This is a genomic window from Pedococcus badiiscoriae, assembly GCF_013408925.1.
GTDB classification, from domain to species: Bacteria; Actinomycetota; Actinomycetes; order Actinomycetales; family Dermatophilaceae; genus Pedococcus; species Pedococcus badiiscoriae.
The window spans coordinates 2,009,623-2,030,320 of the sequence record NZ_JACCAB010000001.1 but is presented as its reverse complement, the minus strand read 5'-3'; the positions used below and the strand labels follow the sequence as shown (position 1 = coordinate 2,030,320).

Genomic DNA, 20,698 nt, shown 5'->3' with positions numbered 1-20,698 from the left:
TCACGGTCGCGGCGGCGGGGTAGGTTCCGTGCGTGACTGCTCACCCCGCGCGCCTCCAGCGCCGCCTTCTCGTGGGGGTGTGCGTGCTGACGATCTGGGCGACAGCGGCGTGCAGCGCGACCAGCCCGCAGGCCGGGTCCACCGGAGCTTCCGGGTCCTCCGCGCCCTCGGTGACCTCGACGACCTCGACGACCTCGACGTCCAGCTCGACGTCGTCCTCGCCCACGAGCACCCCGAGCACCACCGCCTCTCCCGCCCCGACCTGTGGCGAGCGGATTGCGGCAACGATGACCCCGGCGCAGCGAGCTGGACAGCTCCTGATGGTCGGGCTCCAGCCGACCGGCAGCTCCCACGCCCTGGCTGCCCAGATCAGGTCGCAGCATCTGGGCGGGATGATCTACCTCGGCGGGTGGTCGGGCGGGACCGCGTCGATGGCTGCGATCTCCCGGCGCCTTCGGACCGGCGCCACGCACGGGCTCCTGGTGGCAGCCGACCAGGAGGGCGGACAGGTCCAGCAGCTGCGCGGACCGGGCTTCGCGCGCATACCCTCGGCCCGCACTCAGGCCGCCTCCAGCGTGACGGGCGAGGAGAAGGACGTCGCGAGGTGGTCGCGGGAGCTCGCGGCTGCGGGCGTGAACGTCAACCTCGCTCCGGTGGCCGACACCGTGCCCACCTCGCTGGGTGCGGCGAACCAGCCGATCGGACGCTACCGCCGCGACTTCGCCCCCGGTTCGCCGACGACCAACGCGACGTATGCCGCGGCTTTCGTCCGCGGGTCGGTGGCTGCCGGCATCGCGCCCACCCTCAAGCACTTCCCCGGCCTGGGGCGTGTCACGGGCAACACCGACGTCACGAGCGCGGGCATCACGGACCGCACGACCGACGCCGACAACCCCTACCTGGCACCCTTCAAGGCGGGGATCGCCGCCGGCGCACCGATCGTGATGGTCTCCTCCGCTCGCTACCCCAGGCTGGACCCTGACCACCAGGCGATGTTCTCCACGGCGGTGATCACCGCGCTGCTGCGGGTAAGGATGGGCTTCCACGGGGTCGTGATCACCGACGACGTGGGCGCCGCCAAGGCCGTCGCAGCCGTGCCGGTCGGCCAGCGCGCGACGCGGTTCATCGCCGCCGGAGGCGACATCGTCCTGACGGCGAGGGCGTCGCAGGCCAGGGTCATGCTCTCGGCGATTGCTGCCAGCAGGGCGGTCAGCCCGGCCTTCGGCAGGCAGGTGGACGCCGCCGCCGCGAGGGTGCTCGACCTCAAGGTCGACCTCGGCCTCGTCAAGTGCAGCTGATCTGCCGACCGACGACCACGGTCAACGGACTTTGTGGACTTGGTAGCCGACTGCGCCCATCGACTCCCCGGCGGGCACGACGACCACGACGGACTTCTGCGCCGCCCGGTCGATGCTGAGCTCAAGCGAGTCGGTGCTCGTGGCGGCTGTGCAAGCGTCCAGCTGACGGATGACCGATCGCTCCCCCAGTGAGAAGTGGGCCACGAGGACCCCTTCCCCGGCACATCTGACCACGAGGCGGTAGGTCCCCGGCCTCCAGGCCCCAGCATCCTCGTCGCGGATGATCATCGTTTGAAGGCCGGTCGGCCGCTGGACCACGGTTGGCCGCGCCGGCACGCTGACGACTGCACCCCCGTCCGCGTCCTGCAGCCTGTTGACGGACGCCATCAGGGCATCCATCCGGGCGACGAAGGAGGCCGAGTTGCTCGTCGTCGTGGGCGTATCCGGCGGGGCGGACGTTGCCGGGGGACCTGCCTGGGCACCTGTGCAGGCGGACGCGCCAAGGCTCAGGACGACGGCCGCGAGCGGCCCGGTGGCGACCCGACACCAGGGTGCGCCCGCAGCCTGACTCACGTGGTCGTCTCCCAGTAGCGGTAACCCCACGTGTTTGCGCTGGGCATCTTCGTGACCGTTCCCACGTAGCTCGATGTGACCTGGCAGGCAGGGTCGACGTAGTACTTCTTCACGCCCATCTTGTAACCCCAGTTGCCGAACTGAAGGTTGCCGTACCTGCTGCTCGACGAGATCGTGCGCGAGTACCCCATGGTCTCCGAACGTGACCCCGCCACGGTGGCGTCGATCCCGAAGGTGCCCTCTGCGCTGGCCACGATCGCTGAATAGGACACCGTGACCGACATCGACACGGTCATGCTCGCGCTCTGCGTGCTCTCCCTACTTGCCGAGACGGTTCCGCCAGGTCCGCTCTTCCAGTGCACGCCACTGGGGATGTGGATGTCGGTCTTGCTGTATGTGGAGTAGTTCCAGCCATACTCGGCGCAGGCCTGGGTGCCCGCCTCAACGGCGGATGCCGAAGTGGTCTCGCCCACCAGCATCAGCGTGGCTGCCGTGACGGCCACGCACGATCGCTTCAGATTCTTCAAACGCATCGTTTCCCCCTATGGATGGGGGGCCCAGCCCCTCGCTCAGAAACTGCCCGGGTATCGGCGCCCGTCCCCCTCGGCCTTGCGAACGAGCCTCAGTCTTCTGGCAACATACCCGGGTGTCAATGACTAGATTCATAGTCAGTCCGGGACCGTATCCAGCTCCAACCCACCTACCGGGTTGAGGCTAGGCCTGGACGACGGTGACCGGCATGGACGAGTCCGCCGGGAGACTCAGGTCGGAGGGCGCGCGGCCCTTCAGCACCATCTGGGCTCCCAGCGACGCGACCATCGCGCCGTTGTCGGTGCACAACCCGGGGCGCGGCACGCGCAGGGTGATGCCCGCAGCGTCGCAGCGCTCCTGCGCCATGGCCCGCAGCCGGCTGTTGGCGGCCACGCCACCCCCGATCTGCAGGTTCGCGACCCCATGTTCCTTGCAGGCGAGGACTGCCTTGCGAGTGAGCACGTCGGTGACGGCCTCCTGGAACGACGCGGCGACGTCCGCGACCGGCACCGGCTCCCCGGCCGCCTCCCGGGCCTGCACCCAGCGGGCGACCGCGGTCTTGAGCCCGGAGAAGGAGAAGTCGAACCGGTAGCGCTCCATGTCACGCCCGGTCGTCAGCCCCCGGGGGAAGTCGATGGCGACCCGGTCTCCCTCGCGAGCCATCCGGTCGATGTGCGGGCCTCCCGGAAAGGGCAGCCCCAGGACTCGCGCGACCTTGTCGAACGCCTCACCGGCGGCGTCGTCGATGGTCGACCCGAGGGACTGGATGTCGTGGGTGACGTCGGGCACGAGCAGCAGTGACGAGTGTCCACCAGAGACGAGCATGGCGAGCGTGGGTTCGGGCAGCGGCCCGTGCTCCACGATGTCGACGGCGACGTGGGACGCGAGGTGGTTGACACCGTAGAGCGGGACGCCGAGAGCAACCGCGAGCGACTTGGCGGCGGCCACGCCGACCATCAGCGCGCCCGCCAGCCCGGGTCCGGACGTCACCGCGATCGCGTCGAGGTCGGCCAGCCGGACGCCAGCCTCGCGGGTGGCCCGCTCGATCGTCGGGACCATCGCCTCGAGGTGGGCGCGGCTGGCCACCTCGGGCACCACCCCGCCGAACCTCGCGTGTTCGTCGACGCTGCTGGCGATCGCGTCGACGAGCAACGTCTCGCCGCGCACGATGCCCACGCCCGTCTCGTCGCAGGAGGTCTCGAGGCCGAGCACCAGCGGCTGGTCACCCTTCGTGGGCCCGGAGCTCATCGCATCACCTCCGACAGCCTCAAGCGCATGACGTGGGCGTCCACATCACCCGGCTGGTAGTAGCGGCGGCGCACCGTCAACGTCTCGAATCCCTCTGACTCATAGAGCTTTCGGGCCGGCTCGTTGTCGGCCCGCACTTCAAGCATGAGGTATGCCGCGTGGTCGGCGACCGCGCGCCCGACCAGCTCGCTGAGCAGCTGACGGCCGAGGCCGCGACCCTGCGCGCGAGGCGAGACGGCCATGGTCATGACGTCCGCCACCTCACCACCGAGGTCGACGCCGGCATACCCGACCAGCTCTCCGGCGGCATCCACCTGGACGACGTAGGAGCGACGGGGGCGGGCTGCCAGCTCGGCCCACAGCGACGCGGCCGTCCACGCGTCGTCGGGGAACAGCTCGGCCTCGAGCGCGACGACGTCGTCGATGTCGGTCCAGCGCAGGTCCCGCAGGCCCACGTCCGGGGCGGTCATGCCCTGGCTCGTTCCGCGGTGGTGAGGGCGTCTGGCCGGCGCAGGTAGAGCGGTTCCACCGGCAGGGTCTCGCCACGCGAAAGTCGTTGCAGCGCAAGGTCGCCCAACACCCCGGCGGAGACGTCGAGCACAGCGACGGGGCGCGGGAAGAGCTCGGGGTAGAGCACCGGGCCGCGACCGGCGGTGGGCAGCCCCCGGACCTCCTCGGGCACGTCAGCGGGGCGCGCCACGGCGGGCTCGGTGAGCCGCACGGCCCGGTCCTGCTCGGGACGGTCGGGGTCGACGCGGTAGCGCGCCCAGTAGACCTCCTTGCGCCGGGCATCGGTCGCGACGACGAACTCGCCCTCCCGGACGTGCTCGACCGCCTGCTGTGCCAGGACGTCGAGGCTGCAGACGCCGTGGACGGGGATGCCCATTGCATGGCCGAACACGAGACCGGAGACGATCCCCACCCGCAGCCCGGTGAACGGGCCGGGGCCGTTGCCGACCACCACGTCGGTCACGTCGGTCGGGGCGAGCCCCAGCCTGGCCAGTAGGTCGCGCATGAGAGGGGCCACGGCCTCGGTGTGGCCGCGCGGGTCGTCGGAGCCATCCTGCGCCCAGTCGGCCCCGGCGCTCACGGCCACCCTTACGGAGGTGGACGTGTCGATGGACAGCACCACGCGGCTCATACCGGGACCCCCAGGACGCTGAGGTCGGCGCCTGACCAGCGGGCGCCGTGGGTCTGGACCCGCGCCCGCCTGGTCTCCTCGCCCGACAGCATCACCTCGAGCCGGTCGTCGGCGAGGTCCTCGGCCAGCCCGTGACCCCACTCGACGACTGTGACCGAGTTCTCGAGCGAGGTGTCGAGGTCGAGGTCGTCGAGCTCGGCGAACCCACCGAGGCGGTAGGCGTCGACGTGGACGAGTGCCGGACCCTCGACCAGCGACGGGTGGACGCGGGCGATGACGAAGGTCGGCGAGGTGATCGGACCGCGGACCCCCAGGCCTTCGGCGAGGCCCTGCGTGAGCGTGGTCTTGCCCGCCCCGAGCCCACCTGTCAGCACGACGAGGTCACCGGCAGTCAGCAGGCGACCGAGGCCGACGCCCCAGGCCCGGGTGTCCTGCGCGGTCGGCAGGTCGGGGCTGACGAGGTCAGGCACGGCGCTGCCCGCGGCGCGCCTTCGCGACCAGCCGGCGCTTGGCCAGGTCGGTGACAGTGCGCCGGACCCGCGGCTTGCGTGCCACTGCGATGCCCTCGGCGGCGGCCCGCATGCCGCGCTCGACGAGGCCGGCGAACTGCTCGTTCAGCACCTCCGGGTGCTCGAGCATGATGATGTGCCCGGCCTCCTCGATGACCACGTGCTCCGCCCCGGGGATGCGGCGGACGATCTCCTCACTGTGGTCGGGCGGGGTGAGCACGTCGTGGACTCCGTTGAGCACCAGCACCTCCACGCCGTGGAAGTGGACGAGCGCGTGGCGCTTGTCGTGCCGGTCGAAGGTCGGCAGGAAGTCCGCCATCACATCGAGCGGGGTGCCGAAGATCATGTCCGCGGTGAGCCGGACGGCGGCAGGCGGCACCGGCGACGCGAAGCTCCATCGCTCGACGAGGAACTCCTCGATGTCGCGGCCTGCGCGCAGCGCGGTGCGGACCAGACCCGGCCGGGTCGAGAGCCGGTCCAGGACACTCGGACCGAAGCGACCCACGAGCTTGCCGAAGTACTGGCCGAAGCCGAGCGAGACCAGCTGGGCCCCACCGGCGCTGGTCGCGACGAAGGCCGTCGCGACGACGCGGTCACGGATCAGGTCGGGGTGCTGGTCGGCGAGGGCCATCGTCGTCATGCCACCCATCGAGTGCCCCACGAGGACCAGAGGCCCTTCGGGCGCCGCCTCCTCGATGACGCGATGCAGGTCGCGGCCGAGCTGGTCGATGTCGCACGACTCCTCGCTCCCGCGCCCCGACCGCCCATGCCCGCGTTGGTCCCAGGCGACCACCCGGTAGCCGTCCCGGATGAACGCCTTGCGCTGGAGCACCCAGCTCTCCAGGCTCAGGCAGAAGCCGTGCGAGAAGACCACGGTCGGCTTGTCGGGCGAGGCCGTGGCGGGCGCCGGCTCGTCGACCTCGACGTGCAGCGGCACGCCGTCGTCCGCGACGACCACGAAGTCCTTGTCAGGCGTGTGGGCGTAGGCACCTGCGGGTGCCAGCACGGACAGGCGCGCGTGGCGTTCCTTGCTGACCCGTCCCGCCGCGATGCCGGCCGCGGTGGCGACGCCGGCGGCGGCCAGGCCGATCCCGAGACCGGCGATGCCGCGGTTCGCGGGGCTCACTCGTCACCCCCGACGTAGACCCGCGGCACCCTCGCACCCACCCGCGTCACGATCTCGTAGTTGATCGTGTCGATGGCGGCAGCCCAGTCCTGCGCGGTCGGCTCACCGGCCGCGCCCACGCCGAAGAGGACGGCCTCATCCCCGGGCTGCGCACTGCTGTCGCGGCCCAGGTCGAGGACGAACTGGTCCATGCAGACCCGTCCCGCCACGGCATACCGGCGGCCACCCACCTGCACGGGTCCGACGCTGGTGGCGTGCCGTGGCACGCCGTCGCTGTAGCCCATCGGCACCAGGCCGAGCTTGGTCGGCTCGCTCGTCGTGTAGACGTGGCCGTACGAGACCCCTTGTCCCGCAGGCGAATCCTTGACGCTGGACAGCCGGGCGACCAGGCGCATGGCCTCGCGCAACCCGAAGTCCTGCGGTGCCCCGAGGTCGGGGACCGGCGACAGGCCGTAGACGGAGACGCCCGGACGCACCAGGTCGTAGTGGGCGGACGGGTTGGTGAGCGTCGCGGCCGAGTTGGCGAGGTGCTTCACCTGCGGGGTGATCCCGAGGCGTCCTGCCTGGGCGACGATCCCCTCGAACCGCTCCTGCTGGGCCCTGACCGTCGGGTGCTGCGGCGCGTCTGCATAGGCGAAGTGGCTGAACAGCCCCACGACGTCGACGGCGCGCTCGGCCTGCGCCGAGCCAAGCGTGGCCAGCAGCCCCTCCAGGTCGGCGTCCCACGCGCCGTTGCGGCCGAGACCGGTGTCGACCTTGAGGTGGACCCGCGCGGTGCGGCCGGTGGCGGTCGCCGCCGCGAGCACCTGGTCCAGGGCCCACGTCGTCGAGATGCCGAGGTCGATGCCCAGCTCGAGTGCCTCGGCGAAGTCCTGGCCCGGGACGTGCAGCCACGACAACAGCGGCGCCTCGACGCCTGCACGACGCAGCTCGACCGCCTCGGGCAGCTGGGCGACGCCGAGCCAGGTGGCGCCACCACGCAGGGCCGCACGGGCGCTGGGAACCAGGCCGTGGCCGTACGCGTCCGCCTTGACGACCGCCATCACCTCGGCGCTGCCGGCCAGCGCCTTGAGGGCTATCACGTTGGCGCTGATCGCGGACAGGTCCACCTGGGCGCACGCGGGCAGCCCCGGCGGCGCCGGGGCTGGGGGGGTGCTGATCGTGGTGTCGTTCATCGCCGCCCAGTCTTTCACGAGCGCAGGAGTCAGCGCGTGAGCAGGTGCGCCACGGCCTGCGGTATGCCGTGGGCCACCGCCAGCGCGCGGACCGGGCCACCCGGGTTGGCCAGGTCGGCACTGACCCCGTGCACGAGCGCACCGAGGCTGCCCGCGTCGAGCGGGGTCAGCCCGGAGGCGAGCAGCGCGCCACAGACACCGGACAGGACGTCCCCAGCCCCAGCCGTGGCGAGCCAGGCGGGCGCGTCGTTCTGGGAGCGCACCGCAAGCCCCCAGTCCGTGGGGGGCACCACCAGGGTGGTGGCCCCCTTGAGCAGGACGGTGGCCCCCGTCAGGTCCGCCGCGCGACGCGCGTGGCTCAGGGGGTCGGCCTCCACGGCCTCGCGGGTGGTCTCGGACCCCTCGAGCCGGGTCAGCAGCCGGGACAGCTCGCCCGCGTGCGGGGTGAGCAGGGTGGGACCCTGGCGCGGTCCGTGGACCAGGTCGAGGCCGCCGGCATCGACCAGGACGGGCAGGTCGGAGTCGAGGGCGGAGCGGGCGACGTCGAGCTGGGCCTTGCTGCCCCGCGCCCGAGAGGTGATGTCGAGCCCCGGTCCGACCACCCAGGCCTGGACGCGGCCCTCACCGTGGACGGCTTCGGGGATCGCCGCCCGGACCAGCGCGGTCGGTGCGGGGGTGCCGACGTAGCGCAGCATGCCGAGCCCTGCGCCGACGGCTGCCGTGCAGCACAGGACGGGCGCTCCGGTGTAGTTCTCGCCCCCGGCCACCACCCCGAGCACGCCGCGGGAGTACTTGTCGTCGGCGATGGTGGGGACCGGCCACAGGTGGGCGACATCGGCGAAGTCGAGTCGTTCGACATCGGGTTCGCCGTCCAGCTCGAGCCCGATGTCGATGACTGTCAGGCGACCCACGGCAGCCTCCGTGGCGGGGAGCAGGTGCACCGGCTTGGCCACCGCGAAGGTCACCGTCTCGTCGGCGAAGACCCCGGTGTCCGATCGACTCTGGCCGGCGGGGTCCTGGCCCGACGGCAGGTCGACGCTGACGACGTAGGCGGACGCGGGGATGGCATCGACCCACGCCACGGCGTCCTGCGGCAACCCGGGCCGTCCTCCGATGCCGAGCAGGCCGTCGATGACGAGGTCGGCGCCCGCGAGCGGAGCAGCCCAGTCCCCACCCGGCGCCAGCACGGTGACGCCGGCCGCCGACCACGACGCCGAGTCACCGATGGCCAACGGCCAGTCGCCTTGCAGTGCAACGCAGTCGTGACCGTCCTGCGCGAGGCGCGCCGCGGCATACAGGGCATCGGCGCCGTTGTTGCCCGGCCCCGCGAGGACCACGACCCTGGCGCCCCCGGACGCGGGCAGGCGGGCGCGGCACACCTCGGCCAGTCCCTGCGCCGCGCGCCGCATCAGCTCCCCCTCCGGGAGCCGGCTCATCAACGTCGCCTCGGCGTCGCGGACCCGCTGCGCCGACCACGCCCTCAGCACGAGCACCCCTGGGGCACCGCTCAGCCCTCCGCGATCACGACGGCCGAAGCGATCCCCGCGTCGTGCGACAGCGAGATGTGCATCGCGTGCACGCCCAGCGCCTCGGCGCGGGCCTCGACCGTGCCGGTGACCTGCAGGTGCGGGCGGCCGTCGTCGCCACGCCGCACCGTCGCGTCGTGCCACTGCAGGCCCACCGGCGCGCCGAGGGCCTTGGCGAGCGCCTCCTTGGCGGCGAACCGCGCCGCCAAGGAGTTGAGCGGCAGGGAGCGCTCCTCGTCGGTGAACAGCCGGTCGAGCAGACCCGGGGTGCGTTCGAGCGTCTGCCCGAAGCGCTCCACGTCGACGACATCGATCCCGACCCCGACGATCACCGGATGCCCGCGATCACTCGACGGTGACGCTCTTGGCCAGGTTGCGTGGCTGGTCGACGTCCAGTCCCTTGGCCGAGGACAGGTGCAGCGCGAAGACCTGGAGCGGGACCACGGTCAGCAGCGGTGCCAGCAGCGGCGACGTCGCAGGCACGCGGATGACCTCGTCCGCGAAGGGCACCACGTCCTCGTCGCCGTCCTCAGCGACCACGATCGTGCGGGCGCCCCGGGCGCGGATCTCCTGGATGTTGGAGACGACCTTCTTGTGCAGCTCGTGCGGGGTCCCCGGGCCGGGGACGACGATGAAGACCGGCTGCCCGGCCTCGATGAGCGCGATCGGGCCGTGCTTCAGCTCACCCGCGGCGAACCCTTCGGCGTGGATGTAGGCGAGCTCCTTGAGCTTGAGCGCGCCCTCCAGGGCAACGGGGAAACCGACGTTGCGGCCCAGGAAGAGCACCGAGCGGGTGTCGGCCATGAACCGCGCGATCTCCTTGACCCGGTCCATCCGGCCGAGCAGGTCCTCGAGCTTGGAGGGGACCTCGTGCAGCTCCTTCATCACCGACTGCGCGTCGTCGGCGAAGGTGCCGCCGCGCAGCTGGGCCAGGTAGAGCCCGAGGATGTAGCAGGCGGTGATCTGTGCGAGGAAGGCCTTGGTCGAGGCGACCGCGATCTCCGGGCCGGCGTGCGTGTAGAGCACCGCGTCGGACTCGCGCGGGATGGTCGACCCGTGGGTATTGCAGATGGACAGGGTCATCGCGCCGAGCTCGCGGGCGTGCTTGACGGCCATCAGGGTGTCCATCGTCTCGCCGGACTGGCTGATCGACACGATCAGGGTGCGCTCGGTGGCGATGGGGTCGCTGTAGCGGAACTCGTGCGCGAGCGACACCTCGACGGGGATCCGGGTCCAGTGCTCGATGGCGTACTTGGCGACCATGCCGGCGTACGCGGCCGTGCCACACGCCACGATGGTGATGCGGTCGACGTCGCGCAGCTGGTCCGCGGTGATCGACATGTCGTCGAGCACCAGTCGGCCCTCGACGTCCGTCCGACCCAACAGGGTGTCCCTGACGGCGTGCGGCTGCTCGTAGATCTCCTTCTCCATGAACGTCGCGTAGCCACCCTTCTCGGCGGCTGCGGCGTCCCAGGTGACCTCGTAGTGCTTCCCCTCCGCGGGGGTGCCGTCGAAGTTGGTCACCGAGTAGGAGTCGGGGGTGATCGTGACGATCTGGTCCTGACCGAGCTCGAGGGCGTTGCGCGTGTGCCCGATGAAGGCGGCAACGTCCGAGCCGAGGAAGTTCTCGCCCTCGCCCAGCCCGACCACCAGGGGGCTGTTGCGGCGGGCTCCGACGACGACGCCGGGACTGTCGGCGTGCACGGCCAGCAGCGTGAACGCACCCTCGAGGCGGTTGACCACGTTCTGCATCGCCAGGGTGAGGTCACCGGTCGCGTCGTACTCGCGGGCCACGAGGTGAGCCGCCACCTCGGTGTCGGTCTCGCTCTCGAAGGTCGCACCCTCGGCGAGGAGGGCGTTCTTCAGCTGGTGGAAGTTCTCGATGATGCCGTTGTGGATGAGGGCGAGCCTGCCACCCTCGCCGGCCCGGTGCGGGTGCGCGTTCTGGTCGGTCGGGCCGCCGTGCGTCGCCCACCGGGTGTGCCCGATCCCGGTCGTGGCGCCGGGGAGGTGGTCGGCGTCGAGTGCGTCCTGGAGGTTGACGAGCTTGCCGGCCCGCTTCTCGCTCTCCACCCCGTCGGCCGTGACCAGGGCCACACCCGCCGAGTCGTAGCCCCGGTACTCGAGGCGAGCCAGGCCTTCCATGACGACGTCCAGCGCTTTGCCGTCCGCGTTCGGGCCGACGTATCCGACGATTCCGCACATGGGAGGCAGCCTAACCGGCGACCGGCTCGCGGACCGCATCCGAGGGACTGCGCGCCGGTGTGAGCAAGAATGGCGCGCGTGAGCCACCCCGCGAACGGCAACGGCGCCCTTCCCTCGCCCTACGTCGAGCTGGACCGTGCCGCCTGGGCCCGGCTGCGCGAGAACCAGCCGCTCAACCTCGACGCGGCCGACGTGGCGCGGGTCAAGGGCCTGGGCGAGCGCATCGACCTGGCCGAGGTCGAAGAGGTCTACCTGCCCCTGTCGAGACTGCTCAACTTCTACGTCGGCGCGACGGCCGGACTGCACCGGATCACCGGTGACTTCCTCGGGGAGAGCCCGGCCAAGACGCCCTTCGTCATCGGGGTCGCCGGATCCGTCGCCGTGGGCAAGTCCACCACGGCGCGCCTGCTCAAGGAGCTCCTGTCCCGCTGGCCGGGGACGCCGCGGGTCGAGCTCATCACGACCGACGGGTTCCTCTACCCCAATGCCGAGCTCGAACGTCGGAACCTGCTGCAGCGCAAGGGTTTCCCCGAGTCGTACAACCGACGGGCGCTGCTGCGCTTCGTGGCGGAGGTCAAGTCGGGCAAGGCGGAGGTCGCCGCACCGGTCTACTCGCACCTCACCTACGACATCGTCCCGGACGAGCGGGTGGTGGTCCGCCAGCCCGATGTGCTCATCGTCGAGGGGCTCAACGTCCTGCAAGCCCCGCGCCTGCAGGAGGACGGCCGCACCGGGCTCGCGGTCAGCGACTTCTTCGACTTCTCGGTCTACGTCGACGCCCACCTCGAGGACATCCGGCAGTGGTACGTCGAGCGCTTCCTGCGGCTGCGCGAGACGGCCTTCGCCGACCCGCACTCCTACTTCCACCGCTACGCCGCCCTGTCCGACGAGCAGGCCCGTGACACGGCTGCGCGCATCTGGCGGGACATCAACGAGGTCAACCTGCGCGAGAACGTCCTGCCCACCCGCAGCAGGGCGACGCTGGTGCTCGCCAAGGGCAAGGACCACAGCGTGCGTCGCATCCGCCTCCGCAAGCTCTGACCCCCTCGGGCGTCGCGCCGGAAGGCATGATGGGGGTATGCCGCCTGCTTCCGACCGCGAGGACCTCACCGCACCCGCCACGCGCACCGAGCACGACTCGATGGGAGACGTGGAGGTCCCCGCCGAGGCCCTCTGGGGCGCCCAGACGGCCCGTGCCGTCGAGAACTTCCCCATCTCCGGCCAACCGGTCCCCGCCGGCGTGATCCACGCGCTCGCCCTGCTGAAGGCGGCCGCCGCGGAGGTCAACGCCGAGCTCGGGGTGCTCGACCCGGTCAGGGCGAAGACCATCGCCGCCGCCGCGGCCGAGGTGGCGGAAGGCCGACACGACGACCAGTTCCCCATCGACGTCTTCCAGACGGGCTCGGGCACCTCGACCAACATGAACGTCAACGAGGTCCTCGCCCGGATCGCCCACCTGGCCACGGGCGAGGCCGTGCACCCCAACGACCACGTCAACGCGGGGCAGTCCAGCAACGACACGTTCCCCAGCGCCCTGCGGATCGCGGCCACCCTGGCCGTGCACCGCGACCTCGCGCCGAGCCTGCTGCACCTCGCCGAGGCCTTGCGGGCCAAGGAGTCGCAGTTCGCCGACGTGGTCAAGGCAGGGCGGACCCACCTCATGGATGCGGTGCCCGTCACGCTCGGGCAGGAGTTCGGCGGCTACGCCCGACAGGTCGAGCTGGGCGCGGAACGGGTGCTCGTCGCCGCGCAGGCGACGGCCGAGCTGCCCCTGGGTGGCACAGCTGCCGGGACGGGGCTGAACGCGGCGCCGGGGTTCGCCGCGGCCGTCATCGATCGGGTGAGCGCCCGTACCGGTGTGGACTTCCGCGAGGCCGCCGACCACTTCGAGGCCCAGTCCGCGCAGGACGCGGTCGTCGAGCTCAGTGGTGCCCTCAAGGTCGTGGCCGTGAGCCTGACGAAGATCTGCAACGACCTGCGGTGGATGTCGTCGGGACCGAGGTCGGGCCTGGGCGAGATCCACCTGCCCGACCTCCAGCCGGGCTCCAGCATCATGCCCGGCAAGGTGAACCCGGTCCTGCCCGAGGCCACCCTCATGGTGTGCGCCCAGGTCATCGGCAACGACACCGCGATCACGGTAGCCGGCTCCTCGGGGGCCTTCGAGCTCAACGTCATGCTGCCCGTCATGGCGCGCAACGTCCTCGAGTCGACATCGCTGCTGGCCGCGACGTCCCGGCTGCTGGCCGACCGCTGCGTGTCGGGCATCGAGGCCGACGTCGAACGGTCCCGTGAGCTGGCCGAGGGGTCCCCGTCGATCGTCACCCCGCTGAACCGCTACATCGGCTATGAGGCCGCCGCGGCCGTGGCGAAGCAGTCCATCAAGGAACGCCGTTCCATCCGCGAAGTCGTCATCGAGCGGGGCCACGTGGCCAGCGGCGAGCTCACCGAGCAGCAGCTCGACGAGGCGCTCGACGTGCTCGCGATGACCCGACCGCCGCGCTGACTTCGGCGCCTACCCGATCGCAGGGTCGCGGTGGCTAACTAGCCGTGGCCAGTAGCAGTGGTGGATCAGTAGTGGCTCAGTACCAGTGCGGCGAGCGGCTCTGCCACTGGCTCAACGCGCCACACGGAGTGCCGTAGGAGCTCTTGATGTACTGCAGGCCCCAGCGGATCTGGGTGGCCGGGTTGGTCAGGTAGTCCCCCGCGACGGACGACATCTTGGAGGCCGGGAGCGACTGGGGGATGCCATACGCGCCGGACGAGGAGTTCGTGGCCTTGTAGTTCCAGCCGCTCTCGCCGTTCCAGAGCGTGTCGAGGCAGCCCCACTCGCTGTCACCGAACCCGAACTCGGGCAGCAGCGCGCGAGCAGCCGCGCGCGGGTCGTTCTGGGCGTTCTGGAGGATCGCCTGCTTCTTGGCCTCGAGGGCCTGGCGCGCCTTGTCGCGGGCGACCTTCTCGGCAGCCTGGCGACGGGCGGTGGCGGCGACCTTGGCCGCGGCGACCGCGGCGATGCGGTTCTTCTCCTGGGCCGCGGCGATGCTCGCGTTGGTCTCGTTGCGGTCGGCGGCCAGTCGGGCGGTGTCCTCGATCTGGGCGTCCGCGAGCTCGTTGGCCTGGGCGATCGCCTCGGTGCTGACCGTGAAGGCGGCTGCACCGGTCTGGCGCTGGTCGGCGGCCTGGTATCCGGCGGCGGTCGTGGCGATGACGGCCAGCAGCACGCTCGAGGTCACCGCAGGACGACGGATCGCCTTGGTGAGGGAGGAGGACCGAGAGGCTTTCCTGCCGTGGGTCGCACCATGACGGTGACGACCCTGGTAGGCCTGACTCATACGGGTTCCTCCAAAGGAAAGACCACCAGAGATGTGGTGGCCTCAATCGGTGCCGGGGGGATTTTCGTCAAGCCGCCCAGGGCTGCGCAGCCTCACGGCCGCGGAACCAGAAACTCAGCGTCCCGACACGTTATGAAACCGAGACTTTACCCGATCTTGGAAGTCGATCTCCAATCGTTCACGCGGTTCTGTGACCCATGTGACGGATGTGACGGCATTTTCATCCTTTTGGACGAGGCGCACCGCCCTGAGAGCAGGGCGGTGCGCCTTTAGGACACATCGAACAAACCGGACGCGTCAGACCTCGAGGCCCTCCAGCAAGTCGGTCACCAGGGCCGCGATGGGGCTGCGCTCGCTGCGGGTGAGGGTGACGTGGGCGAACAACGGGTGTCCCTTGAGGGCCTCGATGACGGCGGCCACGCCGTCATGGCGACCGACCCGCAGGTTGTCCCGCTGGGCGACGTCGTGCGTCAGCACCACCCGGGAGTTCTGGCCGATGCGCGACAGGACGGTGAGCAGGACGTTCCGCTCCAGGCTCTGCGCCTCGTCCACGATGACGAAGGCGTCGTGCAGGGAACGGCCACGGATGTGGGTCAGGGGCAGGACCTCGAGCATCCCCCGGTCCATGATCTCCTCGACGACCTCGTGCGAGACGAGTGCACCGAGGGTGTCGAAGACCGCCTGGGCCCAGGGACCCATCTTCTCGGACTCGGATCCGGGGAGGTAGCCCAGCTCCTGGCCGCCCACGGCATACAGGGGCCGGAAGACGACCACCTTGCGGTGCTGGCGCCGTTCCATGACCGCCTCGATGCCCGCGCACAGGGCGAGCGCGGACTTGCCGGTGCCCGCGCGGCCGCCGAGCGAGACGATGCCCACGTCCGGGTCGAGCAGGATGTCGAGGGCGATCCGCTGCTCGGCGCTGCGACCGTGCAACCCGAACGCGTCCCGGTCACCACGCACCAGCCGGATCTGCTTGTCGGCGCCGACCCGCCCCAGACCGCTTCCCCGCGGCGAGAGCAGGACCAGCCCGGTGTGGCAGGGCATCTCGGCTGCCGCTGCGTTCTCGATGCGGCCGTGCTCGTAGAGGGCGTCCATCTCCACCGTGGTGACGTCGAGCTCGGCCATCCCGGTCCACCCCGAGTCGACGGCGAGCTCGGCTCGGTACTCCTCGGCCTCGAGGCCGACCGCCGACGCCTTGACCCGCATCGGCAGGTCCTTGCTGACGACGGTGACGGCGAAGCCCTCGTCGGACAGGTTCTTGGCCACGGACAGGATGCGGGTGTCGTTGTCACCCAGGCGGAAACCCGCCGGCAGCGAGCTCGGGTCCGTGTGGTTGAGCTCGACCCGCAGCGTGCCGCCGTCGTCGCCGACCGCCACCGGAGCGTCGAGCCGCCCCTCGCTCATGCGCAGGTCGTCGAGCAGCCGCAGCGCCTGTCGCGCGAAGTACCCCAGCTCCGGGTGGTGGCGCTTGGCCTCGAGCTCGGTGACGACGACCACCGGCAGCACGACCTCGTGCTCCTTGAACCGCAGCATGGCGCGCGGGTCGGACAGCAGCACCGAGGTGTCGAGCACGAACGTGCGGAAGGCGGGCTCCGTGGCGGCGCCCTTGCCCTTCGGGACGGGCATGGCGCGTGCGGCCCCCATGGTGCTGGCAGCCCCTGCGGTGCTGGCGGTGCGCGGCGATGAGCTGGAGGAGGTACGACGGGTGCTGTCGTGGTTCGAGGCCAATGTCTCTCCTTGGCACAGCGCGCGCTCGGCGCGATGCGCCTACTCGCGAACGAGGTGCCGGGACCAGGCTCTCCCACCGCGGTGGAGCCGGTTCCGGCCCTCCGCTCGGAGCTGGATCTGCTCCATAGGTCGGCCTCCCCGAACGTGGGACGGGTGCCCCGCGTCACTACGGACGGTACGACTCACCGGACGCCGTGGAGGGCAGGCTCGCGGCGTGTCACCCAGAGTTAACCGTTTGGTCGATACGTCCCCGGTTCGATGTGAAAACACCGGTGATTCCCGGCGTTTTACATCGAACCGAGCGGCGTCGGCCGCTAGCCGCCGAAGCGGCGGTTGCGCTCGGCGTAGGCACGCAGGGCGCGGAGGAAGTCGACGTGTCGGAAGTCGGGCCAGTACGCCTCGCAGAAGTAGAACTCGCTGTGCGCGCTCTGCCACAGCAGGAAGCCGGAGAGCCGCTGCTCGCCCGAGGTGCGGATGACGAGGTCGGGGTCGGGCTGGCCCTTGGTGTAGAGGTGCTCGGCGATGTGCTCGACCTGCAGGGTCTCCGCCAGCTCCTCGATCGTCGTGCCGTGGGCGGCGTGCGCGACGAGCATGGACCGGACGGCGTCGGTGATCTCCTGACGACCGCCGTAGCCCACCGCCACGTTGACGGTCATGCCCTGGACGTCCTCGGTCAGGTCGGCGCTCTCCTTGAGGCGGCGCGCCGTCTCGGCCGGGAGCAGGTCCAAGGACCCCACCGGGTTGATGCGCCAGCGCTTGGTCTGAGCCAGGTCGCTCACCGTGTTCTCGATGATCGACAGGAGCGGCACGACCTCCGCCGCGGGTCGGCTGAGGTTGTCGGTGGAGAGCAGCCACAGCGTGACCACCTCGACCCCCGCCTCCTCGCACCAGTCCAGGAACCCCGCGATGTTGTCGGCCCCGGCCTGGTGGCCTTCCTTGGTGCCGGCGCCCCGGGCCTTGGCCCAGCGCCGGTTGCCGTCCAGCATCACGCCGACGTGCCGGGGAAGGGTCTCCCGGGAGAGGCGACGGCTGAGCCGCCGCTCGTACGCGGCATACAGGAGGTCGGACAACGCCACAGGCACTCCTCGGCAGACGGGGACGGGGGTCCGTCCACCAGCCCACGCTACTCCCGCGGGGTCGGGTGGTGAGGCCGGCCTCACAACCTACGCTCAGGTAACCTACGCCACCGTAGGTTACAGTGGACCCATGACTACGGCACCCGACCCTCGCTCCGCGCAGGGACCTCTGGAGTCAGTCGTCGACGCAGTGAAGCCCCACCTGCGCGGCTGGCTGCACGCCGGCATGGTCCCCCTCGCCCTCGCGGCTGGCATCGTCCTCATCGCCCTGGCCCCCACCACTCCCGCGCGCCTCGCCGCCGCGGTCTTCAGCGTCACGGCCTGGCTCCTGTTCGGCACGTCCGCGGTCTACCACCGCGGAAACTGGTCACCCAAGGTCGCCGGGATCCTGAAGCGGATGGACCATTCCAACATCTTCCTGATCATCGCGGGCACCTACACGCCGTTCGCGCTGCTGCTCCCCGACGACGACGCGCGGACCATGCTGCTGATCGTGTGGATCGGCGCCATCGCCGGCGTGCTGTTCCGCGTCCTGTGGGTCGGCGCCCCCCGCTGGCTCTACACCCCGGTCTACGTCGCCCTCGGGTGGGTGGCTGTCTTCTACCTCGGCCCGCTGCTCAAGTTCGGCGGCCCGGCCATCGTCACCCTGATCGCCGTCGGCGGCCTGCTCTACACCGCGGGCGCCATCGTCTATGGCATCAAGCGGCCGAACCCCTCACCGCGCTGGTTCGGGTTCCACGAGATCTTCCACACGCTGACCGTCGCCGCGTTCACGGTGCACTACATCGCCGCCTCGATGTCGGTCTACGGCGTCGTCGCGCGTTCCTGACGCCCCTGGCGGTGGCGACGTCGCCTGACGACGTCCTGCCATGGCCTGCCATGGCCTGCCATGGCCTGACGTGGCCTGACGTGGCCTGACGTCAGGCCTGGGGCGCCGTCTCCCAGAGACCGACGATGTTGCCCTCCGTGTCGGTGAAGTAGGCGGTGAACCCCATCTCCCCCACGGGCTGCTTGGGCAGCGCCACCGACCCGCCCTTCTCCTCGATGGCCTTCAACGTCGAGTCGATGTCGGCGACGTCGATGACGACCCGAGGCCCTTCGCCGGCACTGGCACGCGGGCCCATGCCGCCGTTGATGAAGCCGGGTTCGGTGGGGCCCTGGTCCCCGGACGGGCCGGTCGAGACCATCGTGTACTCCATCCCCGGATAGGACTGGAGGTCCCACCCGAAGAGCTCGCCGTAGAAGGCCCGAGCCCTCTCCCCGTCGTCGTAGGGGAGCTCGAAGTGCACGACGCGACCGCTCATGACGGACCTTCCTGGGTCGGCGCTGCGTCCCGGACGAAGCGCTACGTTCTGGGGTCCCTAGTCTGCCCCTCGGCACCGTTGTCGTCACCGGTTTCGCCGTGCCGTTCCCGCTCCCGTTCCCGGTCGCGCTCGCGCTCCTGCTCCTCGGCCTGCCGCTGGAGCTCTTCCGAGCGGTACGACATCCGACGCATCCTGGCGTTCATGTTGCGCATCAGCAGGTAGAGCGCGATGGCGAGCACGAAGAACGCCAGGAAGCCCCAGAGACCGGGCGAGACCATCGCCGAGGGCGCTCCGTTCACGACGCCACCTCGGTGCGCCCGTCGTAGGCCAGCTCGAGCTCCCCGCTCGTGGCGAGTCGGTCGCCCGTGGCAGCGTTGGGGATCCCGGCGAAGAGGTCGTCCTCGACCGGGGTGACGGGGACGTACGACATCGCCGCCTCGAAGTCCTCGGTCGGCCAGACGCTCACCTGCAGGTCACGCGGGACGCGGAACCAGGCGCCGTCCGGGTCGATCTGGGTCGCGTGCGCGAGCAGCGCCTGGTCTCGCTGGTCGAAGTAGTCGGAGCAGGGCACCCGGGTGGTGATGGTGCGAGCCTTCTCCGGGTCCCAGTCCTTGAGCCAGTCGCCGTACGGGCTCTCCACGCCCTGCTCCAGCAGCGCCTCGTGGAAGGCCGCGTACTTCGCCCGGTTGTGCGAGTTGTAGTACAGCTTCAGCGGCTGCCACGGCTCACCCGCGTGCGGGTATGCCGAGGCGTCGCCGGCCGCCGCGAACGCCGCCATCGTGACCGTGTGGGTCATGATGTGGTCGGGGTGGGGGTAGCCGCCGTTCTCGTCGTAGGTGGTCACGACGTGAGGGCGGAACCGGCGGATCTCGCGGACCAGCGCCTCGGTGGTCACCTCGATCGGCTCGAGAGCGAAGCAGCCGTCAGGCAGGGGCGGCAGCGGGTCGCCCTCCGGCAGACCGGAGTCGACGAAGCCCAACCAGGTGTGCTGGACACCGAGGATCTCCTGGGCGCGCTTCATCTCGTCGCGGCGGACCTGCGCGAGGTCTCGCTCGATGTGGGGATCGCCCTTGAGCCGGGGGTTGAGCACGTCGCCGCGCTCCCCGCCCGTGCACGAGACGACGAGCACGTCATACCCCGTGGCGGCGTACTTCGCCATCGTCGCCGCGCCCTTGCTCGACTCGTCGTCAGGGTGCGCGTGCACCGCCATCAGCCGCAACCGGTCAGCCACCTGCACAACCTCATTCGTCCATCGCCGACAATGGTCGTCCGGAGTCACCTGGCATCCGGACCGTTTGCCATCCTCTCACCTGCGGAAGGTCACCCATGCCGCTCCCCCGTCCCGCCCCGGGCACTGGCCGCTGGTGGGTCATCGGCACGATCGGCTGCACCATCGGAGTCGCCCTCGCCGTGTGGCTGGGGCTCGCCAACAGCCTGGGCGCGGTCACCTGGACCGACACCGACTACAAGGTGCTCGACGACCGGAGCGTGCAGGTCGGGTTCGACGTGCACCGGTCCCCCGACCAGGCCGTCACCTGCACGGTCCAGGCGCAGGACGCGGCGCACGGCGTCCTCGGCGTCCTCAAGGTGCGCGTGCCCCCCTCCGCCGAGCGGTCGGTCCACCAGCAGGTGGTGGTCCGCACCGCCTCCCGCGCCGTGGGCGGGAGCGTTCGCTACTGCGCTCCCTCCTGACCAGCCCTCTGACCTGCGAAGTCATGGGCCTGACCTCCGTGGCGCGGGCCCTGTCGCGCGGCCGCCACGGCATACCTCTGCGGGGGTCGATCGAATCGGCGAAATGGACCCTTTCGAGCACGGCGATGTAGGCTTGTCCTTTCACCGAGCGGTCTGGACACGACACTGCGACGCCACTGTGGCCGTGGTCGAGGTCCGGGCCGCTGTGCGTACCACCATCTCCGCGACGCATCCGCG

23 protein-coding genes are annotated in these 20,698 nt (G+C 70.8%); 5 read left to right on the top strand and 18 right to left on the bottom strand.

The features are described 5' to 3' along the window. Positions 1-40: 40 nt before the first annotated feature. The gene (locus tag BJ986_RS09730; protein ID WP_179421802.1) at positions 41-244 is read right to left on the bottom strand and encodes a hypothetical protein; all 204 of its coding nucleotides are present in this window, start codon (positions 242-244) and stop codon (positions 41-43) included. 43 nt (positions 245-287) lie between these two features. Here BJ986_RS09730 and BJ986_RS09725 point away from each other — a divergent pair, with 43 nt between their 5' ends. After that, the gene (locus tag BJ986_RS09725) at positions 288-1,298 is read left to right on the top strand and encodes a glycoside hydrolase family 3 N-terminal domain-containing protein (protein ID WP_179421801.1); all 1,011 of its coding nucleotides are present in this window, start codon (positions 288-290) and stop codon (positions 1,296-1,298) included. Positions 1,299-1,319: 21 nt separating this feature from the next. Here BJ986_RS09725 and BJ986_RS09720 read toward each other — a convergent pair whose 3' ends face one another. The 11 genes from BJ986_RS09720 to glmS all read right to left on the bottom strand — a co-directional run bounded on the left by BJ986_RS09720 (position 1,320) and on the right by glmS (position 11,332). Continuing rightward, positions 1,320-1,871, bottom strand: coding sequence for a hypothetical protein (locus BJ986_RS09720; protein WP_179421800.1), 552 nt, complete (start codon positions 1,869-1,871; stop codon positions 1,320-1,322). Then, a complete protein-coding gene (locus BJ986_RS09715) occupies positions 1,868-2,404 on the bottom strand; it encodes a hypothetical protein (protein WP_179421799.1) in 537 nt (178 codons plus the stop codon). The genes BJ986_RS09720 and BJ986_RS09715 overlap by 4 nt, the downstream gene beginning before the upstream one ends. Before the next feature lie 181 nt (positions 2,405-2,585). Further along, positions 2,586-3,650, bottom strand: a complete 1,065-nt coding sequence (gene tsaD, locus BJ986_RS09710) for a tRNA (adenosine(37)-N6)-threonylcarbamoyltransferase complex transferase subunit TsaD (protein ID WP_179421798.1) — start codon at positions 3,648-3,650, stop codon at positions 2,586-2,588. After that, on the bottom strand, positions 3,647-4,120 hold the full coding sequence (gene rimI, locus BJ986_RS09705) for a ribosomal protein S18-alanine N-acetyltransferase (protein ID WP_179421797.1): 474 nt from the start codon (positions 4,118-4,120) through the stop codon (positions 3,647-3,649). Before rimI ends, tsaD begins: the two co-directional genes overlap by 4 nt. Next, positions 4,117-4,791 carry a tRNA (adenosine(37)-N6)-threonylcarbamoyltransferase complex dimerization subunit type 1 TsaB gene (gene tsaB, locus BJ986_RS09700; RefSeq protein WP_179421796.1) on the bottom strand — a complete coding sequence of 225 codons (675 nt, stop codon included), beginning with the start codon at positions 4,789-4,791 and terminating at the stop codon, positions 4,117-4,119. Before tsaB ends, rimI begins: the two co-directional genes overlap by 4 nt. Beyond that, positions 4,788-5,261, bottom strand: coding sequence for a tRNA (adenosine(37)-N6)-threonylcarbamoyltransferase complex ATPase subunit type 1 TsaE (tsaE, locus tag BJ986_RS09695; protein ID WP_179421795.1), 474 nt, complete (start codon positions 5,259-5,261; stop codon positions 4,788-4,790). Before tsaE ends, tsaB begins: the two co-directional genes overlap by 4 nt. Further along, positions 5,254-6,426 (bottom strand): alpha/beta fold hydrolase, encoded by a 1,173-nt coding sequence (locus BJ986_RS09690; protein WP_179421794.1) that lies wholly within the window; start codon positions 6,424-6,426, stop codon positions 5,254-5,256. Before BJ986_RS09690 ends, tsaE begins: the two co-directional genes overlap by 8 nt. Further along, a complete protein-coding gene (alr, locus tag BJ986_RS09685) occupies positions 6,423-7,601 on the bottom strand; it encodes an alanine racemase (protein WP_179421793.1) in 1,179 nt (392 codons plus the stop codon). The genes BJ986_RS09690 and alr overlap by 4 nt, the downstream gene beginning before the upstream one ends. A 29-nt stretch (positions 7,602-7,630) precedes the next feature. Then, positions 7,631-9,088 carry a bifunctional ADP-dependent NAD(P)H-hydrate dehydratase/NAD(P)H-hydrate epimerase gene (locus tag BJ986_RS09680; protein ID WP_179421792.1) on the bottom strand — a complete coding sequence of 486 codons (1,458 nt, stop codon included), beginning with the start codon at positions 9,086-9,088 and terminating at the stop codon, positions 7,631-7,633. A 20-nt stretch (positions 9,089-9,108) separates the two neighbouring features. Continuing rightward, entirely contained in the window at positions 9,109-9,459 is a 351-nt protein-coding gene (locus BJ986_RS09675; protein WP_179421791.1) for a holo-ACP synthase, read from the bottom strand. Between the two features lie 13 nt (positions 9,460-9,472). Next, on the bottom strand, positions 9,473-11,332 hold the full coding sequence (gene glmS, locus BJ986_RS09670) for a glutamine--fructose-6-phosphate transaminase (isomerizing) (RefSeq protein ID WP_179421790.1): 1,860 nt from the start codon (positions 11,330-11,332) through the stop codon (positions 9,473-9,475). Between the two features lie 69 nt (positions 11,333-11,401). Here glmS and coaA point away from each other — a divergent pair, with 69 nt between their 5' ends. Together coaA and BJ986_RS09660 are read left to right on the top strand one after the other, a co-directional pair. Continuing rightward, the gene (gene coaA / locus BJ986_RS09665) at positions 11,402-12,373 is read left to right on the top strand and encodes a type I pantothenate kinase (RefSeq protein ID WP_179421789.1); all 972 of its coding nucleotides are present in this window, start codon (positions 11,402-11,404) and stop codon (positions 12,371-12,373) included. 37 nt (positions 12,374-12,410) lie between these two features. Beyond that, the gene (locus BJ986_RS09660) at positions 12,411-13,835 is read left to right on the top strand and encodes a class II fumarate hydratase (RefSeq protein WP_179421788.1); all 1,425 of its coding nucleotides are present in this window, start codon (positions 12,411-12,413) and stop codon (positions 13,833-13,835) included. Between the two features lie 76 nt (positions 13,836-13,911). On the opposite strand, the gene BJ986_RS09655 is transcribed toward BJ986_RS09660, so the two are convergent. From BJ986_RS09655 to BJ986_RS09645, 3 genes are all read right to left on the bottom strand, one after another. After that, on the bottom strand, positions 13,912-14,562 hold the full coding sequence (locus BJ986_RS09655; protein ID WP_337795096.1) for an aggregation-promoting factor C-terminal-like domain-containing protein: 651 nt from the start codon (positions 14,560-14,562) through the stop codon (positions 13,912-13,914). Positions 14,563-14,958: 396 nt separating this feature from the next. Continuing rightward, positions 14,959-16,287 (bottom strand): PhoH family protein, encoded by a 1,329-nt coding sequence (locus BJ986_RS09650; RefSeq protein WP_238338360.1) that lies wholly within the window; start codon positions 16,285-16,287, stop codon positions 14,959-14,961. 416 nt (positions 16,288-16,703) lie between these two features. Further along, entirely contained in the window at positions 16,704-17,465 is a 762-nt protein-coding gene (locus tag BJ986_RS09645; RefSeq protein WP_179421785.1) for an isoprenyl transferase, read from the bottom strand. 130 nt (positions 17,466-17,595) lie between these two features. Here BJ986_RS09645 and trhA point away from each other — a divergent pair, with 130 nt between their 5' ends. After that, entirely contained in the window at positions 17,596-18,294 is a 699-nt protein-coding gene (gene trhA / locus BJ986_RS09640; RefSeq protein ID WP_179421784.1) for a PAQR family membrane homeostasis protein TrhA, read from the top strand. A gap of 91 nt (positions 18,295-18,385) precedes the next feature. Here trhA and BJ986_RS09635 read toward each other — a convergent pair whose 3' ends face one another. Genes BJ986_RS09635 through mca form a run of 3 tightly spaced genes read right to left on the bottom strand, consistent with a single transcriptional unit; the run spans position 18,386 to position 20,000 of the window. After that, positions 18,386-18,769 (bottom strand): VOC family protein, encoded by a 384-nt coding sequence (locus tag BJ986_RS09635; protein ID WP_179421783.1) that lies wholly within the window; start codon positions 18,767-18,769, stop codon positions 18,386-18,388. A gap of 41 nt (positions 18,770-18,810) precedes the next feature. Next, on the bottom strand, positions 18,811-19,068 hold the full coding sequence (locus tag BJ986_RS09630; RefSeq protein ID WP_179421782.1) for a hypothetical protein: 258 nt from the start codon (positions 19,066-19,068) through the stop codon (positions 18,811-18,813). Then, entirely contained in the window at positions 19,065-20,000 is a 936-nt protein-coding gene (gene mca, locus BJ986_RS09625) for a mycothiol conjugate amidase Mca (protein ID WP_179421781.1), read from the bottom strand. The genes BJ986_RS09630 and mca overlap by 4 nt, the downstream gene beginning before the upstream one ends. A 95-nt stretch (positions 20,001-20,095) precedes the next feature. Between mca and BJ986_RS09620 the strand changes: the two genes are divergently transcribed. Next, positions 20,096-20,461 (top strand): DUF4307 domain-containing protein, encoded by a 366-nt coding sequence (locus tag BJ986_RS09620; protein ID WP_179421780.1) that lies wholly within the window; start codon positions 20,096-20,098, stop codon positions 20,459-20,461. The last annotated feature ends 237 nt before the right edge of the window (positions 20,462-20,698 follow it).